The sequence below is a fragment of the Hyalangium versicolor genome (assembly GCF_020103695.1).
GTDB lineage: Bacteria > Myxococcota > Myxococcia > Myxococcales > Myxococcaceae > Hyalangium > Hyalangium versicolor.
In genome coordinates, this window is sequence record NZ_JAHXBF010000015.1 from 139455 (window position 1) to 162759 (window position 23305).

Annotated in this window: 17 protein-coding genes; 11 read left to right on the forward strand and 6 right to left on the reverse strand. The window is 68.8% G+C overall.

Annotated features, from left to right (window positions below):
• Nucleotides 1-4 precede the first annotated feature (4 nt).
• The 4 genes from KY501_RS29515 to ftsE form a co-directional block, all read right to left on the reverse strand.
• Entirely contained in the window at nt 5-865 is an 861-nt protein-coding gene (locus tag KY501_RS29515; protein WP_224367061.1) for an alpha/beta fold hydrolase, read from the reverse strand.
• A gap of 68 nt (nt 866-933) precedes the next feature.
• Nucleotides 934-2049, reverse strand: a complete 1116-nt coding sequence (locus KY501_RS29520; RefSeq protein ID WP_224366819.1) for a murein hydrolase activator EnvC family protein — start codon at nt 2047-2049, stop codon at nt 934-936.
• Nucleotides 2046-2948: a cell division protein FtsX gene (locus tag KY501_RS29525; RefSeq protein WP_224366820.1), complete on the reverse strand. Its 903-nt coding sequence runs from the start codon at nt 2946-2948 to the stop codon at nt 2046-2048. The genes KY501_RS29520 and KY501_RS29525 overlap by 4 nt, the downstream gene beginning before the upstream one ends.
• Nucleotides 2945-3637, reverse strand: a complete 693-nt coding sequence (ftsE, locus tag KY501_RS29530) for a cell division ATP-binding protein FtsE (RefSeq protein ID WP_224366821.1) — start codon at nt 3635-3637, stop codon at nt 2945-2947. Before ftsE ends, KY501_RS29525 begins: the two co-directional genes overlap by 4 nt.
• Before the next feature lie 219 nt (nt 3638-3856).
• Here ftsE and KY501_RS29535 point away from each other — a divergent pair, with 219 nt between their 5' ends.
• From KY501_RS29535 to mxcL, 10 genes are all read left to right on the forward strand, one after another.
• Nucleotides 3857-4630: a 2,3-dihydro-2,3-dihydroxybenzoate dehydrogenase gene (locus KY501_RS29535; protein WP_224366822.1), complete on the forward strand. Its 774-nt coding sequence runs from the start codon at nt 3857-3859 to the stop codon at nt 4628-4630.
• A 100-nt stretch (nt 4631-4730) separates the two neighbouring features.
• Nucleotides 4731-5954, forward strand: coding sequence for an isochorismate synthase DhbC (gene dhbC, locus KY501_RS29540; protein WP_224366823.1), 1224 nt, complete (start codon nt 4731-4733; stop codon nt 5952-5954).
• A complete protein-coding gene (locus KY501_RS29545) occupies nt 5951-7612 on the forward strand; it encodes a (2,3-dihydroxybenzoyl)adenylate synthase (RefSeq protein WP_224366824.1) in 1662 nt (553 codons plus the stop codon). Before dhbC ends, KY501_RS29545 begins: the two co-directional genes overlap by 4 nt.
• 14 nt (nt 7613-7626) lie before the next feature.
• The gene (locus KY501_RS29550; protein ID WP_224366825.1) at nt 7627-8511 is read left to right on the forward strand and encodes an isochorismatase family protein; all 885 of its coding nucleotides are present in this window, start codon (nt 7627-7629) and stop codon (nt 8509-8511) included.
• A 13-nt stretch (nt 8512-8524) separates the two neighbouring features.
• Entirely contained in the window at nt 8525-12889 is a 4365-nt protein-coding gene (gene mxcG / locus KY501_RS29555) for a myxochelin non-ribosomal peptide synthetase MxcG (RefSeq protein WP_224366826.1), read from the forward strand.
• An 11-nt stretch (nt 12890-12900) separates the two neighbouring features.
• Nucleotides 12901-14277 (forward strand): class II 3-deoxy-7-phosphoheptulonate synthase, encoded by a 1377-nt coding sequence (locus KY501_RS29560; protein WP_309243005.1) that lies wholly within the window; start codon nt 12901-12903, stop codon nt 14275-14277.
• Nucleotides 14274-16790 carry a TonB-dependent siderophore myxochelin receptor MxcH gene (mxcH, locus tag KY501_RS29565; RefSeq protein ID WP_224366828.1) on the forward strand — a complete coding sequence of 839 codons (2517 nt, stop codon included), beginning with the start codon at nt 14274-14276 and terminating at the stop codon, nt 16788-16790. The genes KY501_RS29560 and mxcH overlap by 4 nt, the downstream gene beginning before the upstream one ends.
• A gap of 69 nt (nt 16791-16859) precedes the next feature.
• Nucleotides 16860-18092 (forward strand): DUF4374 domain-containing protein, encoded by a 1233-nt coding sequence (locus tag KY501_RS29570; protein WP_224366829.1) that lies wholly within the window; start codon nt 16860-16862, stop codon nt 18090-18092.
• Between the two features lie 94 nt (nt 18093-18186).
• Nucleotides 18187-19410 (forward strand): myxochelin export MFS transporter MxcK, encoded by a 1224-nt coding sequence (mxcK, locus tag KY501_RS29575; protein WP_224366830.1) that lies wholly within the window; start codon nt 18187-18189, stop codon nt 19408-19410.
• Between the two features lie 77 nt (nt 19411-19487).
• Entirely contained in the window at nt 19488-20753 is a 1266-nt protein-coding gene (gene mxcL, locus KY501_RS29580) for a myxochelin B biosynthesis transaminase MxcL (RefSeq protein WP_224366831.1), read from the forward strand.
• A 75-nt stretch (nt 20754-20828) separates the two neighbouring features.
• Here mxcL and KY501_RS29585 read toward each other — a convergent pair whose 3' ends face one another.
• The gene (locus KY501_RS29585; RefSeq protein WP_224366832.1) at nt 20829-21371 is read right to left on the reverse strand and encodes a RomY N-terminal domain-containing regulatory protein; all 543 of its coding nucleotides are present in this window, start codon (nt 21369-21371) and stop codon (nt 20829-20831) included.
• Nucleotides 21372-21598: 227 nt separating this feature from the next.
• Between KY501_RS29585 and carF the strand changes: the two genes are divergently transcribed.
• Nucleotides 21599-22447 carry a plasmanylethanolamine desaturase gene (gene carF, locus KY501_RS29590; protein WP_224366833.1) on the forward strand — a complete coding sequence of 283 codons (849 nt, stop codon included), beginning with the start codon at nt 21599-21601 and terminating at the stop codon, nt 22445-22447.
• Between the two features lie 16 nt (nt 22448-22463).
• On the opposite strand, the gene murI is transcribed toward carF, so the two are convergent.
• The gene (gene murI / locus KY501_RS29595) at nt 22464-23276 is read right to left on the reverse strand and encodes a glutamate racemase (RefSeq protein WP_224366834.1); all 813 of its coding nucleotides are present in this window, start codon (nt 23274-23276) and stop codon (nt 22464-22466) included.
• Nucleotides 23277-23305: the final 29 nt, after the last annotated feature.

Here is a 23305-nt window from a genome sequence, read left to right on the forward strand (position 1 = left end):
GAGCCTAGAGGCCCGCTGAGTCGGCGAAGCGCACCAGGTGGGACACCAGCTCGTCGGGCCGCTCCACCTGGGGGACGTGCCCGAAGCCCTCCACCACGTGAATCTCGGCGTGCGGGGGCAGGTGGGCCCGGTAGTAGTCCAGCGTCTCGGCGGGCAGCAGGCGCTCGCTTGCTCCCCACAGGAGCAGCACGGGCATGCTCAGGCCTCGCAGCGCCTCGGGAGCCAGACTCGCGCGCGTGGCCTTGGCCTCGGCCGCCAGCGCCTGCACGGTGGGAGAGCCGTAGAACTTCTTCATCTCGTTGGCGAAGAGGATCAGCGGCAGCGGCGCCTTGTGGAAGAGGCGCCGGGTGAGCGCGCGGGCCTCGGAGGCCGTGCGCACATCAAAGGAATTGAGCAGCGCATCCGTGGCCTCGGGCGTCAGCGCGGCGCCGGCCGGGGCCACCAGGGCCAGGGCCTTCACGCACTCGGGGTGCTCGGCCGCGAGGTTGACCGCCATGGCGCCCCCCAGCGAGTTGCCCACCACGAAGGCGGGCTCCCCCACCTCCTGCTTGCACCAGGCGCTCAGCACATCGAACTGGCCGCGCACGCACACCGGACCGCCGCAGTACGCCGCGGAGAAGCCGTGGCCCGGGAGATCCACCGCCATCACGCGAGAGAAGCGGCTCCCCAGCCGGCGGAACAGCCCGGCGAAGCCGTTGGCCGAGCCTCCCAGGCCATGCACCAGCACCACCGGAGCTCCACGGCCCTGCCCTCGGTAGTCGTACATGTGGACGGACTGCCCGGCCACGGTCACCACCTTGGACTCCACGCCCCGCTTCACCAGCACGTGGCGCATCACCTTCTGCACATTTCCCAGCAGATCCACGGTGTTCACCCGCTCCTGAGCAGCTTCTGGGCCCTAACCTAACCGGCCCGTATCCCTCTTGCACCGAGTCATGAGCCGCGGGCGAACCAGGGCGCGGGATCCACGGCCAGGCCGCCCTTGCGGATCTCGAAATAGAGGTAGGCGCCCTTGAGCGAGCCCGTGTCTCCCACGGTGCCAATCTGCTCCCCCACCTGAACCTCCGCGCCCACCTCGAGCAGCACCGAGGACAGGTGCGCCATGAGCGAGTGGTAGCCGCTCCCATGGTCCAGGATGAGCAGGTTGCCGTAGCCGCGCATCCACCCGGCGAAGACGACCTTGCCCTCGGCCACCGCATGCACCGGGGCTCCCTCCGCGGCGCGGATGTCCACGCCCTTCTGCACGGTGACGGTGTTGAAGAGCGGGTTGACCACCTTGCCGAACCCCACCTCGACGACGCCCGGGGTGGGAAAGGGCAGCTTGCCCTTGAGCGCGCGGAACCCGGTGGCGGTCATCCCTTCCTTCAGGTCCTCGAGCATGCGCGTCAGCTCCGCGTCCGCCTGCTCCAGCTCGCGCAGCGTTCGCTTCACCAGGTCCGCCTCGCCCGTGAGCGTGGCCACCACGTCCTTCAAGGCCGCCTGCTGCTGCTGGGCGAAGCTCACCTGCTCCTTGAGAAAGGCCATGCGCGAAGCGAGCGAGCCCTGCAGGCGCCGCAGCTCCAGCAGGGCCTGGTGCTCGAGCCGCGCCACCTGCTGCACGGCGCGCAGCAGCTCGAGATCGCTCTTCATCGTCGCCTCCAGCGTGCGAGCGCGCCACACGAGCGAGGAGAAGTCCTCGGAGGTGAGCAACACCTCCAGGGGCTGGCGGCGCGTCAGCCGGTACAGGGCGCGCATCCGAGGCGTGAGCCGGCGAAGCTGCTGCTGGAGCACCATGCGCGCGACGGCCTCTTCCTTCTCGGCGGCGGCCACGCGCTTGCGGAAGACGGCCAGGTCCTTCTCCACCACCTGCACGCGCTTGCGGGAGAAGGCGGAGATCTGCTCCAGCAGCTCCAGCCCCTCCAGGACGGACACTTTCTTGGACTCGATGAGCGCCAGGGCCGTGCGCTGCGTGGCGAGCTGCTCGCGCACGGCGGCCCGCTCCACCGCCTCGTCCTGAGCGAGCGCGGTGGTGGCAACCAGCAGCAGCGTGAGGAGGACCGTGCGGCTCATACCCTCAGGAAGCGCCCCACGGCGATGAAGCTGCCCACCAGCCCGAGCACGCTGCCGGCCACCACCAGCTCTAGCGCCAGCGCGGGCCGCACCAGCGGCTCGGAAGACGTGGGCCCCAGCAGGAACGAAAAGAGGGACGTCAGTGTAGGCCCCACCAGCCGCCCGAACGTCCACAGCCCCGCCAGCGCCACCAGCGCGCCCAGCATGCCCTGCAGCAGGCCCTCGATGAGGAAGGGCGCCTTCACGAAGCGATCCGTCGCGCCCACGAGCTTTTGAATCTCGATCTCCTCGCGCCGAGCGTAGATGGCGAGCTGGAGCGTGGCGGACACGATGATGATGGTGGCGAAGAGCACCACCGCGAAGGCCACCAGCCCACCGAACCGCAGCGCGCGGGCAATCGCCGTCAACCGCTCCACCGCCTCGCGGCCATAGTCCACGCCGGTGACGCCCTTCATCGTCTGCACCTGCCGCGACAACCCCTCGAGCAGCTCCGGGGTGCGTCTCTCCGGCGCTACCGTCAACTCCAGCGAAGGCGGCAACGGGTTCTCCGGGAGCTGCGAGAGCGCGTCGCCGAGATCGCCCAGCTCATGAGCCAGCCGCTTGAGCGCCTCGTCAGGCCTCACGAGCACGGCGTGCCCGCCGCTGATGGACTCCAGCTGCGTGCGCAGCGCCTCCACCTGGTTCGGAGACAGCTCCGGCGCCAGGTACACCGTCACCTCCACCTCTCCGCCGAGCGAGGCCAGCAACCCGTCCAGCGCCCGGCCCGCGGTGCGCGCCAGCCCCGCGGCGAACAGCGCGATGGCAATCGTCGTGATGGCGATGAAGTGCACGAACGGCGAGTGCTTCAGGCCTCCCGCCGCCGAGCGCCAGAAGTAGGAGACCTTGGCCAGCGCGCTCATACCGCCATCCGCCGCGCCGCCTTGACGCCATCCTCGTCCGAGACGATGAACCCGCGCTCCAGCCGCACCGTGCGCTTCTGGTAGCGCGCCAGCAGCGTGCTGTCGTGCGTGGCCACCATCACCGTGGTGCCGCGGATGTTGACCTGGTTGAGCAGGTCCATGATCTCCACCGTAAGCGCCGGATCCAGGTTGCCGGTGGGCTCGTCGGCCAGGAGGATGGTCGGATCATTCACGAGCGCCCGCGCAATCACCACGCGCTGCTGCTCTCCACCCGAGAGGCGCAGCGGGTACGAGCTCGCCTTGTGCTCCAGCCCCACCAGCTTGAGCATGCGGTTCACCTTCTCGCGCGCCTCGGCCCGGGGCACTCCCAGCACATCCAGGGTGAAGGCCACGTTGTCCTCCACCGTGCGCTGGGGCAGCAGCTTGAAGTCCTGGAACACCACCCCGATGTTGCGCCGCAGGTAGGGCACCGCCGACTCGCGGATGCGCGCGATGTTGCGCCCGCCCACGAGGATCTGCCCCTTCGTGGCCTTCTCGCCACAGAAGAGCAGCTTCAGCAGCGTCGTCTTCCCCGCGCCCGACGGACCCGTAAGGAAGACGAACTCCCCCTTCTCGACATGCAGGTTGATGTCCGAGAGCACGGGCGGATCGCCCGGGTAGGCCTTGTACACATGAAACATCTGGATCATCGGCGGCGTGATTGTGGACCCAAGTGGGCGATCGCTCCACTCCACGGCGGACCCTCCTCCCCTCCCTCACCCTCCACCCGTCCACTGGGGCAAAACGCCCCGTCTGCTTGACAGGAGCACTGTGAGTATGGCAACTGATGCGCCCCGGCTTCCGATAACGATAATGAAAAGCATTCGCATAAACGGTGAATCCGGGTTTCAGGCCGAGGGAGGGCTGTAATGGGAACGACCCCCAGGGTCGCTCTGGTGACCGGCGCGGCACAGGGCATTGGCGCGGCAGTCGCCCGGGCTCTGGCTGGCGAGGCTGCCATTGCCGCGATCGACGCGCAGGCGGAGGGCCTGTCCGGGCTGGTGAAGGAGCTGCGCGCGAACGGGGGTCGCGCCGCCGCTTTTCCGACCGATGTACGTGACGTCGCCGCTGTCGAGCGCACGGTGGAGGCCGTCGAGCACGAGCTGGGCCCCATCGGCATCCTGGTGAACGTCGCGGGCATCCTGCGGGTGGGCCCGGCCCTCTCGCTCAGCGACGAGGACTGGAACACCACCTTCGCGGTCAACACCCACGGGGTGTTCCATGTCTCCCGCGCGGTGGCCCGGCGCATGGTGCCGCGCCAGGCCGGCGTCATCGTCACCGTGAGCTCCAACGCCGCCAGCGTGCCGCGCATGCACATGGCCGCCTATGCCTCCTCCAAGGCCGCCTCCACCATGTTCACCCAGTGCCTGGGGCTGGAGCTGGCCCCGCACAACATCCGCTGCAACGTGGTGTCTCCCGGCTCGACGGACACGGCCATGCAGCGGGGCCTGTGGAAGGACGAGAACGGCGCTCAGGCGGTGATCGCCGGCTCGCTGGAGACGTTCCGCCTGGGCATCCCCCTGCGCCGGATCGCCACGCCCGCCGACATCGCCAACGCGGTATCCTTCCTCGTCTCGGATCGAGCCCGCCACATCACCATGCACGATCTCCGGGTCGACGGCGGAGCCACCCTGGGCGCCTAGCCCCCTTCTCCAGCCACTCCTCCTTCCCCACTCAGGCGCGAACCTCACCGTGCCCGCATCTTGAGAACGACTTTCATTTTCAACATCAAGGATGACTGAGATGAACGCACACTCCCTGGCGCCGCAGGCGCTCGCCACCCAGCTGCTCGAGAGCTACGAGGCCGGTTCATCCTTCTTCTTCGCTTCGCCGCGGCGGACCCTGCTGGCGCGGGGCACGTTCGCCACGGTGCCGAGCTCCACGGGCGCGGACGCTCTGCAGCAGCTGCCCGGGCGTGTGGCGGCGGTGCTCCAGGAGGCGCGGGAGGCGTCGCATGACATCCCCGTCGCCGTGGGCGCGGTGCCCTTCGACGGCAGCGTCCCCGCCTCGCTCGTCGTCCCGATGACGATCCAGCGCGCGGGCCCGCTGGAGTTCGGCTCGGCAGGGGCCACGTACATTCCGCCAGCGGCGCGCTTCACGGTCCGGCCCGAGCCCCGGCCCGAGGAGTACCTGAACGGCGTGGCGCAGGCGCTGCAGTTGATGCAGAGCGGCCCGCTGCGCAAGGTGGTGCTGTCGCGCTCGCTGCACCTGAGCGCGGCCACGCCCATCAACCTGCCTCAACTGCTGCGCAACCTGGCCCAGCGCAACCCGGCGGGCTACACGTTCGCGGCGGACCTGCCCCCGCGCTCGGACGCCACGGGCTCTCGTCAGCGCACGCTCATCGGCGCGAGCCCGGAGCTGCTGGTGTCGCGCTCGGGCCTGCAGGTGCTGGCCAATCCCCTGGCGGGCACGACGCCGCGCAGCGCCGACCCCATCGAGGACCAGGAGCGGGCGGAGAAGCTGCTGTCCTCGCCCAAGGATCTCCACGAGCACGCGGTGGTGATCGAGGCGGTGGCCGAGGCGCTGCGTCCCTTCTGCAAGGTGCTGGATGTGCCGGCCCGGCCGTCGCTGGTGAGCACGCCGACGCTGTGGCACCTGTCGAGCCGGATCACCGGAGAGCTGGCGGATCCGTCCATCTCCTCGCTGATGCTGGCCGTGGCGATGCACCCCACTCCGGCGGTGTGCGGCTACCCGACGGAGCTGGCCCACGCGGCGATCGACAGCATCGAGCCCTTCGACCGCGGCTTCTACACGGGCACGGTGGGTTGGTGCGACGCGAGCGGCGATGGGCAGTGGGCGGTGACGATCCGCTGCGCGGAGGCGGATGAGACGTCGCTGCGGCTGTTCGCGGGAGCAGGCATCGTGGTGGGCTCGAAGCCGGAGTCCGAGCTGGCGGAGACCGAGGCGAAGTTCCGCACCATGCTGCAGGCGATGGGGCTGGGCCAGGGTGCCGAGGTGCAACCGTGAGCCTCTCCGCTCCTTCACAGGAGGCGGACCTGCTGCCGGGCTGCACGCCCTGGCCGGAGGAGTTCGCCGCGCGTTACCGGGAGGCCGGCTATTGGCAAGGCGAGACGTTCGGGCAGATGTTGCGCGAGCGGGCGCGGCGCCACGGAGACCGCACCGCGGTCGTCGCCGGGGACCAGCGCTGGACGTACCGCGAGCTCGACGCGCGAGCCGACCAGTTGGCCGCCGGGTTCAAGGCCTTGGGCATCCAGCCGCGAGACAGGGTGGTGATCCAGCTGCCCAACCTCGGCTGCTTCTACGAGGTGTGCTTCGCGCTGTTCCGGCTGGGGGCGCTCCCGGTGTTCGCGCTGCCAGCGCATCGCAGCGCGGAGATCAGCTCCTTCTGCTCGTACACCGAGGCGGTCGCGTACATCATCGCGGACAAGCACTCGGGCTTCGACTACCGCACGCTGGCCACGCAGGTCCACGCCGCGGTTCCCACGCTGAAGCACGTGATCGTCGCCGGTGATGCCGGGCCGTTCACTCCGCTGAGCCAGCTGTACGCCACGCCTGTGGAGCTGCCGGAGCCCCGTCCCAGCGATGTGGCGTTCTTCCAGTTGTCGGGCGGGAGCACCGGCGTCCCCAAGCTCATCCCGCGCACGCACGACGACTACATCTACAGCCTGAGGGGCAGCATCGAGATCTGCCAGTTGGATGAGTCGAGCGTGTACCTGTGCGCGCTGCCGGCCGCGCACAACTTCCCGCTCAGCTCGCCGGGGGCGCTCGGCACCTTCTACGCCGGAGGCACGGCGGTGATGGCGCTGCACCCGAGCCCGGATGTGGCGTTCCCGCTCATCGAGCGCGAGCGCGTCACGATCACCGCGCTGGTGCCTCCGCTGGCGCTCATCTGGCTGGAGGCCGCCAAGGCCCGGCGCCACGATCTGTCGAGCCTGCGCGTCCTGCAAGTCGGCGGGGCCCGGCTGAGCAACGAGGCGGCCCAGCGGGTGCGTCCGATGCTCGGGTGCACGCTGCAGCAGGTCTACGGAATGGCCGAGGGGTTGGTGAACTACACCCGGCTGGACGATCCCGAGGAGCTCGTCGTCTCCACGCAGGGCCGGCCGATCTCTCCTGCGGACGAGCTGCGGGTCGTCGACGAGGACGGCAATGAAGTCGCTCCCGGCGAGACGGGCCAGCTGCTGACGCGAGGGCCCTACACCATCCGCGGCTACTACAAGGCCGAGTCCGCCAATGCGCGCTCCTTCACGGCTGACGGGTTCTACTGCACGGGCGATCTGGTGCGGCTGACGCCCGAGGGCTACGTGGTCGTCGAGGGGCGCGCGAAGGATCTGATCAACCGCGGCGGCGAGAAGGTGGCGGCCGAAGAGGTGGAGAACCACCTGCTGGCGCACCCTGCCGTCCGTGACGCGGCGGTTGTCTCCATGCCGGATCCGTTCCTCGGCGAGCGCTCGTGCGCCTTCGTCATCCCCCGTGAAGTACCGCCTCCCGCCACGGCGCTGACCGCGTTCCTGCGTGAGCGCGGCCTGGCTGCTTACAAGATCCCGGACCGGGTCGAGTTCGTCGAGTCCTTCCCGCAGACCGGAGTCGGCAAGGTCAGCAAGAAGGCGCTGCGCGAGACGCTCACCCGTCCCACCCGAACCCCCACCTCTCCCTCCGTGAGCTGAAAGGAGCCATCCCCATGGCACTGCCCACCATCGCCCCCTACCCCATGCCCGGCCCGGCTGACCTTCCGAAGAACAAGGTCTCCTGGACGATCGAGCCGCGCCGTGCGGCGCTGTTGATCCACGACATGCAGCGCTACTTCGTGGAGGCCTTCTCCGCGGGCCAGTCTCCTGTGAAGGAGCTGGTGGCCCACATCCGCCAACTGCGGCAGCAGTGCGCCGCGCTGGGCATCCCGGTCATCTACTCGGCCCAGCCGGGAGGGCAGACGCCCGAGCAGCGAGGACTGCTGCAAGACTTCTGGGGCCCGGGCATCAACGCGGGACCGTACCAGAAGCAGATCATCGAGGACCTGGCGCCCGCCAAGGACGACATCCTCCTCACCAAGTGGCGCTACAGCGCGCTCCGCAAGACGGGGCTGAGGGATCTCCTGCGCGAGCGCAACCGCGACCAGCTCATCATCACCGGCATCTACGCGCACATCGGCTGCCTGCAGACGGCCAGCGACGCCTTCATGGACGACGTGCAGCCCTTCTTCGTCGCCGATGCGCTGGGTGACTTCTCCCTGGATCACCACCACCTGGCGCTGAAGTACGCATCGCAGCTGTGCGCCGTCACCACCACCACGCAGCGGGTGATGGAGGAGCTGCGCTCCGGGGCCAAGAAGTCCTTGAGTCTCCAGCAGGTGCGCGCGGATGTTGCCGAGGTGTTGCTCCAGCCCGTCTCCTCGCTGGGGGACGATGACAACCTGCTCGAGAAGGGACTCGACTCGATCCGCATCATGAGCCTGGTCGAGCGCTGGCGGAGCCAAGGCTCCGATGTCGGCTTCGTCCAGCTCGCCGAACGCCCGACTCTCACCGAGTGGTACGCGCTGCTGTCCTCGAGCGCGCTTCCCCAGTCCTAGGGAACAGCTCGTCATGCGCGACGCACAGGATGTCCGGTGTCCGCTGTCCGCGGCCCAGCACGGAATCTGGCTGGGCCAGCAGCTCGATCTCCAGAGCCCCGTCTACAACGCCGCCGAGTGCATCGAGTTCCACGGGGCTGTCGTCCCGGAGCTCTTCGAGGCGGCACTGCGACAGACCATCGCCGAAGCCGAGGCATTACATGCCCGCTTCGTGGCCGATGGGGATGCGCCCGTGCAGTTGCTCGGGACGCAGCCGGACTGGATGCTGCACACCGCCGACCTGAGCGACGCGACCGACCCGTGGGAAGTGGCACAGGCCTGGATGCAGGACGACCTGACCCGCACGGTGGATCTCAGCCGTGGGCCTCTCTTCGCGCAGGCCTTCTTCAAGGCCGCGCCGGATCGCTTCTTCTGGTACCAGCGCGTCCACCACATCGCGATGGATGGCTTTGGCTTCTCGCTGTTGGCCCGGCGCGTGGCGGAGCTCTACACCTCGAAGGTGACGGGCCGTCCCGCCACGGGGGGCTTTGGCTCCCTGAAAGCCGTGCTGGACGAGGACGTCGCCTACCGGGCCGGGGACCAGTTCCGGCGCGACCGGGAGTTCTGGACGGAGAGGCTGGCCGACCGGCCCGTTCCCGTGGGCCTGGCCACTCCGGCGCCGATGTCCTCTCGCTTCGTGCGCCAGACGCGCTTCCTCTCCCCGGGGGATCTCGGGCGGTTGGAGGCGACCTCGCGCCAGGCGGGCCTGAGCTGGCCGGACCTCGTGTTCGCTGCCACGGCGGCCTATCTGCACCAGCGGACCGGCGCCACCGAGGCGGTGATCGGCATGCCCGTGATGTCCCGGCTCGGCTCGGCCGCGCTGCGAGTGCCATGCATGGCGATGAACATCGTCCCGCTGCGCGTGCAGGTGCCTGCCGGTGGCGAGTTCCTGGAAGTGGCCCGGCAGGTGGCCCTGGAACTGCGCGCCGCGCGCCCTCACCTGCGCTACCGCTACGAGCAACTCCGTCGAGACCTCCAACTGGTGGGTGGGTCACGCCGGCTGTTTGGCCCTGTGGTCAACGTCATGCCGTTCGACTACGGCCTGAGCTTCGCTGGAGTGCCCGCCACCGCGCACAACCTCTCCGCGGGACCGGTCGAGGATCTCTCGATCGGGCTGTACGCCAGATCGGGCGGCAACGGGCTGCGGGTTGACTTCGATGCCAACCCGGCCTGCTACAGCGCTGAAGAGCTGGACGCCCACCAGCGCGACTTCCTGCAACTCTTGGATGCTGTGGTTCGCGAGCCCCGCTCGGCGCTTCGTCACGAGCAAGGCACCGCGAAATCCCCCGCCCAGCATCCCGCAGTCATCATTGATGGAGGACCGCTCCCCGCGCCCTCGCGTCCGGTGCTGGAGCTGATCGCCGAGCGCGTTCAGGAGCATCCCAACGCCATCGCGGTCGAGCATGGCACGCATCGGCTGAGCTACCGCGAGCTGCTCCAGGCCGCACGGGCCGTGGCGGACCAACTGGCCGCCGCGGGTGTCCAGCCGGACAGCCCCGTGGCGGTGATGGTGCCACGGAGCATCGACGCCATCGTCGCGAGCCTGGGTGTGCTGATCTCCGGAGCTGGCTACCTGCCCCTCGATCCACAGGGCCCGTCCACCCGGACAGACGCCATCCTCGAGGATGCCAGGCCTGAGCTCATCATCACGACCGAGGCCGCCAGTACCAGCCCGTCGGCTCCAGGGAAGCTGACCGTGCGCAGGAATCCGCGGCTCGCGACCGCGGAGTCACCCTCGCGCCCCGTGCCTCACGCCTCCAGAGCCACCGACGAGCACCTGGCCTACGTCATCTACACCTCGGGCTCGACGGGCCAGCCCAACGGCGTGCAGATCCACCACGGCGCGCTGGCGCACTTCGTGGCCGGAGCCACCTGGCGCTACAACATGAGCTGCGGCGATCGCGTGCTGCAGTTCGCGCCGCTCCACTTCGACGCCAGCGTGGAGGAGATCTTCCTGACGCTGTGCATCGGCGGGACGCTGGTGCTGCGCACCGAGGAGATGCTCCAGTCGGTGCCTCGGCTGCTGAGCGCCTGCGCCGAGCACGGCATCACAGTGTTGGATCTGCCCACGGCGTTCTGGCACGAGCTGGCCTACAGCATCTCAACGGATGCGGCTCGCCTGCCGCCCTCCATCCGTCTGGTGATCATCGGCGGAGAGGCTGCGCTGCCCGAGCGTGTTGCACGCTGGCGCGCCACGGTCGCCCCCGAGGTGCTCCTGCTCAACACCTACGGCCCCACCGAGGCCACCGTGGTGGCCACTGCCGCCACGCTCAATGGCAGCGCGCATCCCAGGGCCAGCGAAGAGGTCCCAATCGGCCGCCCCCTCCCCGGTGTGAGTGCGGCGATCATGGACAGCCAGGGGCAGCCCGCGACGCCGGGCGCCGAAGGCGAGCTGTACCTGATGGGCGGAGGCCTGGCGCGCGGCTACTGGAGGCGCCCCGAGGTCGACGCGGCCCGCTTCGTCGCCGTCGATTCGCTCCCGGGCCGCCCACGGGCATACCGCACGGGAGACAAGGTCAAGCTGCGCGAGGACGGCGAACTCGTGTTCGTCGGCCGCGTGGATGACGAGTTCAAGATCAGCGGGCACCGGATCGATCCCGCCGAGGTCGAGAGCGTGCTGCTCTCGCTCCCTGGAGTGCGCGAGGCTGTGGTGATCGGCCAGGTGCTCCCCGGAGGCGTGCGACGGTTGTGCGCGCACCTCGTCGCCGAGTCCCCGCCTCCAGCGGCCGCGGAGCTGCGCCGCGCCCTGCTGGCGAAGCTGCCGGCTCCGATGGTGCCGGGAATCTTCGTGTTCTCCGAGCAACTGCCCCGGACGCCCACGGGGAAGCTCGACCGCAACGCGCTGCGCCGCGCGCTGCCCACCGATGAGTCCTCCGCGATTGCCGCCGCCACCGAACTCGAGCGCGTGGTCCTGCAGGTGTGGGAGCAGGTCCTGGGCGTGAGCGCCACGTCGGCGCAGGATGACTTCTTCGAGCTGGGCGGCCAGTCGCTGCAGACCATCCAGGTGGCCAACCGGCTCAGCGTCGCGCTCGGGCGCGAGGTGCCTGTCGCCACGGTGTTCCGCTACCCGACCGCCGCCGCGCTCGCCCAGGCCTTGGAGCAGGGAGGAGCGAAGAGCCACGCGGTGAACGGGGGCCTCACCCCGGCCATGCTCGCGGATGCCGAGCTGCCCGCGGACATCGTTCCCGCCCCGGCCGGTGGCCAGACCTCGCTGCGACAGGTTTTGCTGACCGGTGCCACGGGCTTCGTCGGCGCGCACCTGCTCGATCAGCTCCTGCGGCAGACCGACGCACGGATCGTCTGCCTGGTGCGGGCCCAGGATGAGGCGCAGGCCCTGAACCGGATCCGCGAGTCCCTGGTGGCCCAGCACCTGCCTACGTCGGGATTGGATCGGGTGCTCGCGCTGCCGGCGGATCTGGCCCAGCAGTGGCTGGGACTCGGCTCCGCGCGCTTCCACGCCCTGGCCGCCGAGTGCGACGCCATCTACCACAACGCCGCCGTCGTCAGCCTCGTGCGCGAGTACGGCAGCCTGCAGGCCGTCAACGTGCGCAGCACACGCGAGCTGCTGCGCATGGCTGCGGCCGTGCGCTCCAAGCCCCTGCACTACGTCTCGACGCTGGCAGTCGCCCCACCCTTGAACCTGAGCCCCGAGGTCCCCGAGGCCTTCGTGCCGCCGCACCCGGGGCTCGCCGATGGCTATCAGCAGAGCAAGTGGGTGGCGGAGAGGCTGGTCCAGCAAGCCGCCGAGCGCGGGCTGCCAGCGGCGGTCTACCGGTTGGGCCGCGTGGTCAGCGTGCCCGGACGCGGCTCCATCAACACGCAGGATCTGGTGTGGCGCATCGTGCTCGCGGGAGTCCCGGCGGGTGCGCTGCCGCAGCTCGCGGTGGGCGAGGCCTGGACGCCCGTGGACTTCGTGGCGCGGGCGCTGGTCCGGCTCTCGCTGGAGCCTCGGCCCGGCGCCGTGTTCAACCTCGCGCCCACGCCCGAGGTCCAGCTGAGCGACGTGTTCGGCTGGGTCCGTGACTACGGCTACCCGGTCGACCTCTGCCCGGTGCCGGAATGGCGCGCGCGCGTCGAGGCTCGTGCTGGAGGCGCCGACAGCACCGCCACGCTGGCCTTCTTCGATCTGCGCGCGGGCGCATCGGAGCCACCCCTCGGCCTGGGCTCCATCCGCTGCGAGCGCGTGCTCCAGGGGCTGGAAGGCAGCGGTATCTCCTGTCCTCGGACGGATCGCTCGCTTATGTACCGCTACCTGGACTCCTGCGTGGAGCAGGGGCTCCTGCCACCCTCCCCCCGCGCCCGGAAGGACGCACGGGACGATTCCTCTCTCTCACCTTGAAACGGCCTCCTGTGATGAACCGAGACTGGACTCCTCGCTCTTGGCGGGCCATGCCCGTCAAACACATGCCGGACGACTATCCGGATCCGCTCGCGCTCGCGCACACCGAGTCCGAGCTGTCGCGCCTGCCCCCGCTGGTGTTCGCGGACGAAACCCGTCGACTGACCGCGGCACTCGCCGAGGTGGCCGACGGGAAGGCCTTCCTGCTGCAGGGCGGTGACTGCGCGGAGAGCTTCAAGGAGTTCACCAGCGACAACATCCGGGACACCTTCCGGCTGATCCTCCAGATGGCGGTGGTGTTGACATTCTCGGGAGGGCGGCCGGTGGTGAAGGTCGGCCGCATCGCCGGGCAGTTCGCCAAGCCGCGCACCAGCTCCCTCGAGACCGTGAACGGGGTGACCCTGCCCGCCTATCGCGGCGACATCATCAACGGCATGGAGTTCAACCCGGCCGAGCGCATGCCCGACCCGAAGCGGCTCCTCAAGGCGTACCACCAGTCCTCGGCGACGCTGGGACTGCTGCGCAATTTCGCCCTGGGTGGCTACGCGGACCTCTGCAACCTGCACCGGTGGACGCTCGACTTCGTCGCGGGCAGCCCGGAGGGCGACCGCTACCGCAAGCTGGCGGATCAGATCTTCGAGTCCCTGAGCTTCCTGACCGCCCTCTGCGTCACGCCCGAGCAGAAGAAGACCCTGCACCAGGTGGACTTCTTCACCAGCCACGAGGCGCTGCTGCTGAACGTCGAAGAGGCGATGACCCGTCGCGAGGGTCCCACGGGCGACTGGTACGACACGTCCGCCCACATGCTGTGGATCGGCGAGCGGACGCGCCAGCTCGATGGCGGCCACGTGGAGTTCATGCGCGGCATCCAGAACCCCATTGGCCTCAAGTGCGGGCCGACGATGGAGCCGGACGATCTGCTGCGGATCATCGACGCGCTGAATCCCCAGAACCGTCCGGGGCGACTGACGCTCATCGGCCGCTTCGGAGCGGACAAGGCCGCGGACTGCCTGCCCCGGCTGATGGCTGCTACCCGGCGCGGTGGCCGCGCCGTCGTGTGGTCGAGCGATCCGATGCACGGCAACACGCTGAAGGCGAGCAACGGCTACAAGACCCGGCCCTTCGACCGCATCCTGTCGGAGGTGAAGACCTTCATGGAGGTCGCCAGTGCCGAGGGAGTCCACCCCGGAGGCGTCCACCTGGAGATGACCGGCCAGAACGTCACGGAGTGCCTGGGAGGCGCGCAGGCGGTGACCGAGGATGATCTCTCCAGCCGCTACCACACCCACTGCGATCCTCGGCTGAACGCGAATCAGGCGTTGCAGCTCGCGTTCCTGCTGGCCGAGAAGCTCCACACGCTCCGCGCACCCCGGGCCCGAGCGGCATGAGTCTGGGAGCAACCACAACCCTCACGGCCGTGCTGGCCTGGCTCTGCGTGTCGAGCCTGGCCCATGCGCAGCCCGCGCAGGAGTCCGAGGCCACCGCCGCACCGCAACTCGAGCCGCCGAAGCTGCGCGAGTTCGTCGAAGCTCCGTACCCGGAGGAGGCGGCGCGCGAGCGTCTCGATGCCAAGGTAAAGCTTCGCCTCACCCTGGATGCCGAGGGCCACGTCACCGAAGCCGAAGTCATCGAGCCCGTGGGGCATGGGTTCGACGAGGCGGCTCGGGACGCGGCGCTGCGCTTCCTCTTCGATCCGGCGAAGCGCAACGGGGCGCCGATGCCCTCGCGCATCGTCTACCTCTACGAGTTCCGGCTGCCTCCGCCCCCGGCTCCTCCCGAGCCAGAGCCTCCACCGGCAGCGCCGGAACCTCCGCCCGCTGCGCCCCCCACCCAGACCACTCCGAGCACGCCCACCGAGACGCCCATCGAGGTCACCGCTCAAGGCACGTCCGAAGTGCAGCGCCGGCGCCAGTCCGCCGAGGCCGTGCAAGTGCTCGAGACCGAGCGTGTGCAGCGCGAGGCCGCGGACATGGGCGAGGCCCTGGCCCGAAGCGAAGGCGTGACCGTGAGCCGTGCGGGAGGGCTCGGCAGCCGTGCGCGCTTCTCGCTCGCCGGGCTCACGGATGAGCAGGTTCGCTTCTTCCTGGATGGCGTGCCGCTCGAACTGGCGGGCTTCGGCTCCAGCCTCGTCAACGTCCCGGTGAACCTCATCGAGCGGGTCGAGACGTTCCAGGGTGTGGTGCCCATCCGCTTCGGCGCCGACGCTCTGGGCGGAGCCGTCCAGCTCGTGACGGATCAGCAGATTCATGGGACGGCCGCCACCGCGTCCTATGAGCTCGGCTCCTTCGAGACGCATCGCCTCACGGGAGGAGTCCGGCACCTCGTGGACAGCAAGGGTCTGCTGGTCCGAGCCAATGGCTTCGTCGACTCCGCCAAGAACAACTACCCCGTCGACGTGATGGTCGCGGACTCGCAGGGACGGGTCCAGCCCATGCGCCTGCCCCGCTTCCACGACGCGTTCCGTGCCGCGGGGCTGGGCGTGGAGACGGGTTTCGTGGACCAGCCCTGGGCCAGGCGCCTGCTCCTGCGTGCGTTCGTGAGCGCCCGCGACCAGGACATCCAGCACGACATCACCATGGAGTCGGTCTACGGAGAGGTGGAATCCAGCGAGCGCTCCGGCGGCGCCACCCTGCGCTTCGAGCAGCGCTTCTCGCAGGACCTCTCGGCGGACATGGTAGCCGGGTACACCTACCGCCGGACGAGCTTCACGGATCTCGGCGATTGTGACTACGACTGGTACGGCCGCTGCGTCATCCAGCTCCCGCAGCCGGGTGAGATCGATTTTCGCGCCGTCGACCGCATCGTCGGGCAGCACACGGGCTTCGCGCGGCTCAACCTGGAGTGGGGGCTCGCCACCAACCATGAGCTGCGTTTCTCGCTCGCGCCCACGTTCGTGGGCCGGACCGGCGAGGATCGGCAGCTGCGCGCCCGTCAGGAGACGGACCCGCTCCAAGGAGAGCGGAACGTGTTCTCACTGGTCAGCGGTGTCGAGTACGAGCTCGACGCCCTCGAGGGCCGTCTGGAGAACATCTCCTTCCTCAAGGACTACGTGCAGATGGCGCGCTCGGACAAGCTCCTGCCCACCGGAGTGTTCGCGCCGCGCGACCGGAACACGCACGGCTTCGGAGTGGGCGACGGCCTCCGGCTTCGCCTCTCGGACACGCTCCTGGCCAAGGCCTCCTACGAGTGGGCTGCGCGCCTGCCGCGTCCGGACGAGATCTTCGGTGACGGCATCCTCGTCGGCGACAACCTCGAGCTGGAACCCGAGCGCAGCCACAACCTCAACCTGGGGTTGGCGCTCGATACGCGTCAGACGCGTGCCGGTGCGCTGCGGGCCAGCGTGACGGGGTTCGGGCGCCTCGCGGACCAGCTCATCATCCTCATCGGCCAGGAGAACTTCTTCACGTACCAGAACGTCTTCAAGGCCCGCTCGCTCGGCGTCACCGGCTCGGTCGGGTGGACCTCCCCCGGGCAGTACGTCGCCCTCGACGGCAACGCCACCTGGCAGGACTTCCGCAGCATCTCCGACCAGGGATCCTTCGGGGTCTTCGAGGGACAGCGCATCCCGAATCGCCCGTATCTGCTGGGCAACCTCAGCGCCCGCTTCCAGCTGGGCAACGTGCTGCGCTCACAGGACGAGCTCTCGCTGACGTGGCACTCGCGCTACGTCCACGAGTTCTTCCGGGGTTGGGAGAAGCTCGGGCAACAGGACAGCAAGCAGCAGATTCCTTCCCAGTTCCTGCACTCGGCCGCGCTGACCTACGTCATCCGCGACACCTCCAACACGATGAGTTGGACGATCGACGTGCAGAACCTCACCGACGCGAGCGCCTATGACTTCTTCGGCATCCAGCGTCCCGGACGAAGCGTCTTCGCCAAGTTCGTGGTGGACCTCGAGTAACCCCAGAGTCACGCAACAGCAGCACCCCGCAACACGAAGCAACCCTCAGAACGCAGAAAGGCATCTCGCATGAAGCTGTCCATCCCCCGTCGCTCCCTGCGCCTCGCCGCCATGGCGCTGGCCCTCCCGCTCTTCGCAGGCTGCGGTGACGACACCGAAGACCCCGATCCCACTCCCGAGGACAAGCCGCTCTACGCCCTCACGACGCAGGTGGGCCTCAGCACCGACACCCCCCAGAGCTACCTCGTCGTGATGGACTCGGTGGACCAGCCCCAGCAGCTGTCGCTGGCCAACGCGATCGAGCTGCCGGGCCGTGCGCTCGGCGTGGGCGTTCCGAAGTCGGGAGCCATCTACGTCGCCGGGAGTGAGTCTCCCACGGTCACCCGCTACACGCTCAACAGCGCGGGCCAGCTGGAGAAGGGCTCCACGGTGAGCTTCGAGGGCAAGGGCGTGGCGTCGATTGGAGAGTACCAGGGCCAATTCCAGTTCATCTCCGAGACCAAGGCCTATTACTTCGACACGCGCACCGCGCAGCTCATCATCTGGAATCCCAAGGACATGACCGTCACGGGGAGCACCAGCATGAGCGACCTCGTCATCCAGGGGGCGGGCCTGTCGTTCTCGGGGATGCCGATCCGCCAGGACAACCTGCTCATCATGCCGGCGGGCTGGCGTCCGCCTCCGCCGACGGTGGGCATCACCAAGGTGGCGGGCGTCGTCGTCATCAACACGACGAACGACTCGGCGACGGTCGTGAAGGATGAGCGCTGTGGCTACGTGCGCGATGGAGTCGCCGGCCCCGATGGGATGATCTACCTGGCCACGGAGGCGTACGGCGCGGCGGTGCGGCGGGTGAAGGGGAACGACTCGCCGGAGCCGTGCCTGCTGCGGTTCAACCCGAAGACGCTCACCTACGATCAGACCTTCTACAAGGCGCTCTCCTCGTTCGCGAATGGCGGCACTGTCGGTTCGATCGTCGCGGGTCCGAGCGGGACGGCCTACGTGCGCGTCTACGATGAGAGCAAGTTCACGATCACCGCGGACACCCACCCGCGTACGGTGGCGAGCGCCCCGGCGTGGAAGTGGTCGCAGCTGAACCTCAGCACGTTCGCGGCCACTCCGGTCGACACGCTCCCGGCCAGCACGGGCAGCACCTTCCTCTTCCAGGCGGATGACCGGACCCTCTTCACCGACTTCGCCAGCGACTCGTCGTCGGCGAACCTGCGCGAGCTGACGGACAAGAGCGGCAAGGTGACGGCCAGCACGCAGGGCCTCACCTTCTCCTTCCTGCAGCTGCGCTAGTACCGGGGCACGCAGCCCCACCCGAGTCCGCTCCCAGCCCCCTACCTGGGAGCGGGCTCTCTCTTCTTCATCCACCTCCTCTCTGGACCCTTTCGTGACCGCTCCTTCCTTGCCCAGGCAAGAGCAACAGATGCTGTGGCTGCTGGCCGCCGTGCAGTTCACGCACCTGTTGGACTTCATGATCGTGATGCCGCTGGGCCCGGAGTTCATCCGGCTGTTCGGCATCTCGGCGGCGCAGTTCGGCGCGCTGGTGTCCGCGTACACGTTGGCCTCCGCGACCATGGGGGTGCTGGGCGTCTTCTGGCTGGATCGGTTCGATCGCAAGCGCACACTGCTGATGCTCTATGCCGGGTTCATCGCCGCCACGTTCGCGTGCGGCGTGGCGCAGGGCTACCTGTGGCTGCTGCTGGCGAGAACCCTCGCGGGAGCCTGTGCCGGCCTGGCGAGTGCGGTCGTCATGGCCATCATCGGAGACATGGTTCCGCCCGAGCGCCGGGGCCGCGCCATCGGCACGGTGTTGGCGTCGCATGGGCTCTCGGCCGTGGCGGGCGTGCCGCTGGGGCTGGGGCTCGCCACCGCTTGGGGCTGGCGTTCCCCCTTCTGGGCCATCTGCTCGCTCGCGGCGGGGGTGTGGCTCCTGCTGCTGCGAATCCTGCCACCCATCAACCGGCACCTCACCGAGTCACGGGACGCGGTCCGTCAGGACTCCCTCGCGTCGGTGTGGACGCGCCATCTGGCGCTGGGTTGGGTGCTGACCTTCAGCGTGGTGTTCGCCAGCTTCCTGCTGATTCCGTACCTGGGTACCTTCATGGTGGGCAATCTGGGCCTGCGCCTCGGCGAGCTGCCCTGGGTCTACCTGTTCGGCGGTGTGGCCACGTTCTTCAGCGCGCGCGGGATTGGCCAGCTGACCGATCGCCATGGTCCGGCGCTGGTGCTCGCGTCGCTGCTGGTTGGCACCATGGTCCCGCACCTCCTGTTCACGCACCTGCCCGTCTCGCCGCTCCCGGTGGTGATTGCGGCCTTCGCGCTGTTCATGGCGCTGACCTCCGGCCGAGCCATTCCCACCATGGCCCTGGTCTCCTCCCGCGTGCCGCCCGCGCTGCGAGGGCGCTACCTCGCGGTCAACATGGCGGCCAGTGATGGCGCCTCCGGGCTCGGGGCCTGGGTCAGCGGACTGATGATCACGGCGGCGCCGAACGGAGCCCTGAGCGGCTTCGATGTCGTGGGCTGGGTCGCGGTGGCCATGTCGGCCTGCGCGCTCGGCATCCTGTGGACGCTGAGCAGGCGCACCGCCTCGCTGAGCGCCGCACCTACTTGAGTCCTTCCCGGGCGAGCCGCTCTCAGGGCTCGCCCATCCCTTGTCGTGAACCGCTGTTTGCAATCCCGAGGAACCCCATGGACATGCCTGCCAAGAGACACCCGTCGTTGCCCCGCCCCATCCAGGGCGAGATGAAGCTGGAGAACTCGAACCGCCTGTTCGCCGAGGCGCAGCGGCTGGTCCCGGGTGCCACCCAGTCGCTCATGAAGCGGCCGGAGATGTTCTCCCCCGGTTCCTTCCCGGTCTTCCTGGCGCGCGGCCAGGGCGCGCTGGTGGAGGACGTCGATGGCCAGCAGTACATCGATTACATCTCCGGGCTGGGAGCCACCATGCTCGGCCATCAGCACCCGGCCATCGTGGACACCCTCCGCCAGAACATCGAGGGAGGCGTCATCCACTCCCTGCCCACGCCCGTCGAGGTCACCGCCGCGAAGACGCTGATCGATCTCATCCCCGGCGCGGAGATGGCGCGCTTCTTCAAGACGGGTGCTGACGCGACGTCGGCCGCGGTGCGGCTGGCGCGCTACATCACCAAGAAGGAGCGCATCATCACGGTGGGCTACAACGGCTGGCACGATCACTTCATGTTCGACACACCGGGAATCCCCGCCGCTCTGGCCTCGCTCACGACGCGCATGCCGCTCTTCACCGAGCCGGACGAGGCGGCGCTGCTCACCGCCATCGAGCAGAACGGCAAGCAGCTCGCGCTGGTGCTGCTCTCGGTGCCCTACAACCGCTCCCTGACGCGCGAGTTCCTGCAGAAGGTGCGCGAGACCTGCACCGCCCACGAGGTGCTGTTCGTGCTGGACGAGGTGGTGACGGGCTTCCGCCTGGCGCTCGGAGGCGTGCAGGAGTTCTACGGCGTGAAGGCCGACTTCGTGTGCCTCTCCAAGGCGCTCGCCTCGGGCATGCCGCTGTCGGCGGTGGCCGGGCCGACGAAGCACCTGAGCAAGCTCAATGATCTGCAGGTGTCGACGACGTTCGGCGGGGAGCTGCTGACCCTGGCGGTGTGCGAGGCCGTGCTCAAGGAGTACCGCGAGCGTCCCTGCATCGAGCACATCGCCAACATGGGCCGGCGGCTGCGCGAGGGCATCAACGCCAAGGCCGAGCTGGCCGGCTCCTCGCTCCGGGTGATCGGCTACGACGCCATCCCCTTCTTCCGCTTCGCCAAGGATCCGGCGGAGCACGCCAAGCGCATGCAGCCGTTCCAGGGCGCCATGGCGCGCCGGGGCGTCCTGCTGCGCCGCGACGTGAACTTCATCACCGCGGCTCACACGCCTGAGCAGATCGACTACACGATCGACATGGCGGCCGAGGCGCTGCGGACCCTGTCCGCGAACTGAGCCGGGTCCGGCTCGTACGGCCTGAATGGAGCGTCCGCGCCGGAGCCCTGGAGGCCCGGGGCGGCGCTCACGCGATCAGGACTGCTCGCCCTCGCCAGCCAGGTAGCTGAGGATCACCTCATCCAAGCTTTTCTCGGAGATGAGGTCCTCGCCGAACAAGGTCTCCACGCCCACCTCGTTGATCTTGGGCTGGACCTTCATGGCGCGGGCGGCGGCGACTTCCGGAGGAAGCTGGGACGCGGCGGGCGGCGGAGGCGGTTTGGTGGCGGGAGCCTGCTGCTTGACCGGAGCGGGCTCGTCGGTGGCCAACTGGCCCGGCTGATAGTGCCGTGAGGCGCCGGCCTCGAAGCTGTCGTACACGCCGTTGATGAGGTTGCGCAGCATCTCCTTGTGCTGCTCCTCCATCAACTCACGGACGACCTCGGCGAGGTTCTCGGCGTTGAGGATGTCGGCGTACGACGTCTTCTTCGAGGCGAGGATGTTACCACCCACGAACAAGTGGGTGATGATGTGGGGATTGTTGACCCCCGAGTCCTCGGTCTGGACGTGGTAGACCTTCCCCTTGTGCTTGATGTTGTGGTTGAAGCCGGTGACGGCCTTCTCGAAGGTTTTCGCCATGCCAGAGACGTCCGAAGCTAGCAGTGCACCTTGAGCGACACAAGGTAAGCGTCGCTCTCTCGTCTCCGGCCCCCCGCGCCTGGCTGCCTGACCCTCTGCCCCCACACCGGCGCCTGGCGACCGTCCATCCAAGCTCCGGCGCATTCGTTGAAAACCAGAATCCGGCTAGGCTACGTACGGTTCCGCTGTGAACAGCAGCCTCCACGGCGCTCCTACCCAGGTGTGAGATGAAGAACAACGTCACCAACAAGGTCCGTCACCAGGACGCCCAGACCCTGGCCAAGGGCTACACGCGAGCCATCCGGCTGATGGACATCGGCAGCATCGTCATCTTCATGTCCCTGGAGGGGCTGCTGGCGTACCAGCTGTGGGGAAACCCGCACATGGGGCCCTGGCTGCTGCTGAGCGCGGTGCTGGTGGGCTACCTGGCCGCGGACTTCGTGTCCGGCTTCGTCCACTGGATGGCGGACACCTGGGGCTCGGCGAACATGCCCGTGCTGGGCAAGGCCTTCGTTCGGCCCTTCCGCGAGCACCATGTGGACGAGAAGGCCATCACCCGCCACGACTTCATCGAGACCAACGGCAACAACTGCGCGATCTCCATCCCGGTGGCCATCATGTGCGTGGCCATGCCCCACACCAGCTCCATGTGGGTGTTCCTGGCAGCCTCGCTGGGTTCGATGATCTTCTGGGTGATGGCGACCAACCAGTTCCACAAGTGGTCCCACCTGGACAACCCGCCGCCGGTCATCGCCTTCTTCCAGCGCGTGCACCTGATCCTGCCGCCGGCACACCACCAGATCCATCACACCGCGCCGTACAACAAGTACTACTGCATCACCGTGGGCTGGCTGAACAAGCCTCTGCTGATGATCGGCTTCTTCACCACGCTGGAGCGGATCGTCACCTGGGCCACCGGGCTGCTGCCGCGCCAGGACGACATCGGCACGGAGGCCGCCACGGCGCTCGTGGCCTCCGCCGCCGAGGGCGAGGCTCCTGTGGTGCAAGCCGCCAAGGCACTGCTGGAGCGCACCGAGGACGCTGACTCCGTGTCCTCCGCGCGCCCGTCGGCCTGAGGGCCGGCAGCAGCGCCTAGAAGCTCAGGTCCACCTGCTCCGCGGAGGGGATGGGGCGCCCCAGGAAGCGCGCTCCTACCTCCACGAAGCGCTCGGGCACGTCCGTGACGTAGTAGCCATGCGTCGTGGGCGAGCCCTCGGGAGCCAGCAGCTCGCGCTGGGTGAGGAGCTCCGCCACCGCCTCGGCCGTGGCCTCCGCCGAGTCCACCAGCGCCATGCTCGGCCCCACCACCTCGGCGATCACGCCCTTGAGCAGCGGGTAGTGCGTGCACCCCAGCACCAGCGTGTCCACGCCCTCCCGAGCGAAGTCCGCCAGGTACTCGCGCGCGACCAGGTGCGGCACCTCACCCACGGTCCACCCCTCCTCCGCCAGCGGGACGAAGAGCGGGCAGGCTCGCGCCTTCACCCGGACGTGGGGCTCGGCTGCCTGCAGTTCACGCTGGTAGGCGCCGGACTTGATGGTGCCCGGCGTGCCGATGACGCCTACCCCGCCACCCTTGGTCCGCTGCAGTGCCGCGCGAGCTCCGGGAGCGATCACCCCCAGCACCGGCACCGGCAGCGCCGAGGACAGTGCGGGCAGCGCCACCGCCGAGGCCGTGTTGCAGGCCACCACCAGCAGCTTGATGCCGCGCTCGAGGAGGAACTGCGCGTTCTTGAGTGAGTAGCGCGTCACCACCTCACCAGACTTGGTGCCGTAAGGGACGCGCGCCGTGTCGCCCAGGTAGAGGGTGCTCTCGTGAGGGAGTCGGGTCATCAGCGCCTTGAGGACGGTGAGCCCTCCGACGCCCGAGTCGAACACCCCGATGGGACCGTGGCTGCCTTGCCGCATACCCGGAGTCCCTATCACATTTGATGCCA